General features: G+C 30.3%; 2 protein-coding genes and 1 pseudogene. 2 read left to right on the top strand and 1 reads right to left on the bottom strand.

Annotated features, from left to right (window positions below; all coding sequences use genetic code 11):
• On the top strand, positions 1–797 hold a 797-nt coding region (locus tag QZU90_RS09640; protein ID WP_296856855.1), incomplete at its 5' end, for a phosphocholine cytidylyltransferase family protein.
• A gap of 21 nt (positions 798–818) precedes the next feature.
• Complete coding sequence (locus QZU90_RS09635) at positions 819–2,030, top strand: CDP-glycerol glycerophosphotransferase family protein (RefSeq protein ID WP_296856854.1); 1,212 nt, start codon at positions 819–821, stop codon at positions 2,028–2,030.
• A gap of 9 nt (positions 2,031–2,039) precedes the next feature.
• Here QZU90_RS09635 and QZU90_RS09630 read toward each other — a convergent pair.
• A pseudogene (locus QZU90_RS09630) lies at positions 2,040–2,396 on the bottom strand (AmmeMemoRadiSam system radical SAM enzyme); the annotation flags it as partial.

Genomic DNA, 2,396 nt, shown 5'->3' with positions numbered 1-2,396 from the left:
AGTATGAGAAATATCAAAATAGTGATAAAATGATTGGTGTGATATTGGCCGCAGGAATGGGTACTAGACTAATGCCTCTAACTAAAGAAATTCCTAAAGCATTGCTTGAAATAAATGAAATGACATTGCTTGAGAGAATGATTAAAAACTGTATAAATGCAGATATAAAAAAATTTATTGTTGTTGTAGGATACAATAAAGAAAAAGTAATGGGTTTATGCCCCTTAATAGCTGAAAAGTATGATATAGAAATAAAAACTATTGTAAATGAAAAATATGATGTAACAAACACTTCAGTATCAACTTATCTTGCCAGTAAATTTATTGAGGAAAATGATTTGGATGATTTTATTTTAGTTAATGGAGATAATGTTGTAGATCCGGAAATTATTTCTAAATTGGCTGCTTCAAAAAATACTGGTATGATAATAGATAACTTTAAAGAACTGAACGAAGAATCATTCAAACTTATAATTGATGATGAATCATTAAATGATGAAAAAACAATAGCTAATGGTAAAATTCACTCCATAGGCAAACAATTGGATATTCAATCATCAAGTGGAGAATTTATTGGAGTATCAAAAGTACTTTATGATGATGTAGCAGAATTCAATAGAATTTTAGAAGGGTTAATAGAAGAAGATCCACAAAACTATTATGATTTTGCATACAAAGATTTAAGCGTTATTAAAACAATTGATTTTGTTTTAACAAATGGTTTAAAATGGACTGAAATAGATGACCATAAGGATTGGGAAAATGCCAAGGCACTAGTAAAAGAATTAGAAGGATAATAAAATAATAAAAGGGATAATATGGCCGGAGTAATTAATAAAATCAAAGCAATTATTTTAAATATAGGCAAATATTCAGTAAGAGGACTATACATACTCGGATCATATGTTATTCCTGTTAATGATAAAATTATTCTCTTTGAATCAAGCAATGGTCGAAATTTTACTGGAAATCCTAAATCCATCTATGAAGAAATATTGAATCAAGGATTGGATGAAGAATTCAAATGCGTATGGGTATTTACAAATACAAACACTGAAATAAATGGAAATGCAATAAAAGTTAAAAAATCCTTTTTCAAATTCCTATATTACACACTTAGAAGCGGAGCTTGGGTTTTCGATTCAAGGCATTTGTACTATCTTAGGAAAAATAAGAAAACAAAGTATATTCAAACATGGCATGGAACACCGCTTAAAAAACTAGCATTGGACATGGATTATATAGATATGAGCGGTAATCAAGACATTAGCATATACCATGATGATTTTAAAAAAAATACTGCATTGTGGGAGTATCTGATTTCACAAAACAGCTATTCCTCTGAGATATTCAAAAGAGCTTTTGACTTTAAGGGTGAGATGCTTGAAATTGGATATCCTCGTAATGACATTCTAATAAATAAAAACAATCCAGAAGACATTGATGAGATAAAAACAAGCTTGAATATTCCTAAAGACAAAAAGATTATCCTTTATGCTCCTACCTGGAGAGATAATGAATATTACGAAAAAGGAGAATACAAATTCGCAACAGAAATGGACTTTGACAAAATGTATAATGAATTGAAGGATGATTACATTTTAATCGTTAAATTCCATTATCTAGTGAAAGAAAACATCGATTGGAGCAAATATGATGATTTTGTAATTGAATGCGATGCTGATTGGGATATTCAGGAATTATACTTGATTTCAGATATGATGATAACAGATTACTCATCAGTGATGTTTGACTATTCCATTTTAAAAAGGCCTATGCTGTTCTTCACCTATGACTTGGAAAATTACAAAAACAATTTGAGAGACTTTTATTTTGATATGGTTGCAGAAGTCCCTGGGCCAATATGTGAAACCAACGATGAAATGATTGATTTCATAAAGAATTACACTGAAGAGGATTATGCATCAGAATTCGGTGAAAAATATAAGAAATGGAATGAAAAGTTCAATCCATTTGACGATGGAAACGCATCTAAAAAGATCATTGAATTGATTAGAAACAAAAGATAAAGTTAAAAATTATTCAAAAATAAAATTGATTTTATGGCCACATTTAATGCAATGGCCATCCTTTATTCTTTTTTTATCGCTGTTGCAATATCTTTCCCTTGCTATCAAAAGCTCACCGCAATTAGGACAATAGGTATTGTTGTCAGCTGGCATATTTCCCAAATAAACATATTCCATTCCCATGTCAATGGCTATTTCCTTAGCTCTTAAAAGATAATCTATTTTTGTTGGACTCTCATCACTCATCTTATGCATTGGGAAAAACCTTGAAAAGTGAATGGGAACCTCTTCTCCCAATTCCTCCAATACGAAATTGCAGATTGATCTTATGTGGTCCTCATCTGTATTCAAGTCATTGATCAAAAG

Origin of the sequence: uncultured Methanobrevibacter sp., from assembly GCF_902784195.1 — an archaeon.
GTDB lineage: Archaea > Methanobacteriota > Methanobacteria > Methanobacteriales > Methanobacteriaceae > Methanobrevibacter.
Note: the sequence above shows the minus strand (reverse complement) of the source record. Positions and strands in the feature narration are given on the sequence as shown.

Excerpts from the sequence above, each read along its gene's own strand:
- QZU90_RS09635 (WP_296856854.1), top strand. The coding sequence starts at position 819 with ATGGCCGGAGTAATTAATAAAATCAAAGCAATTATTTTAAATATAGGC.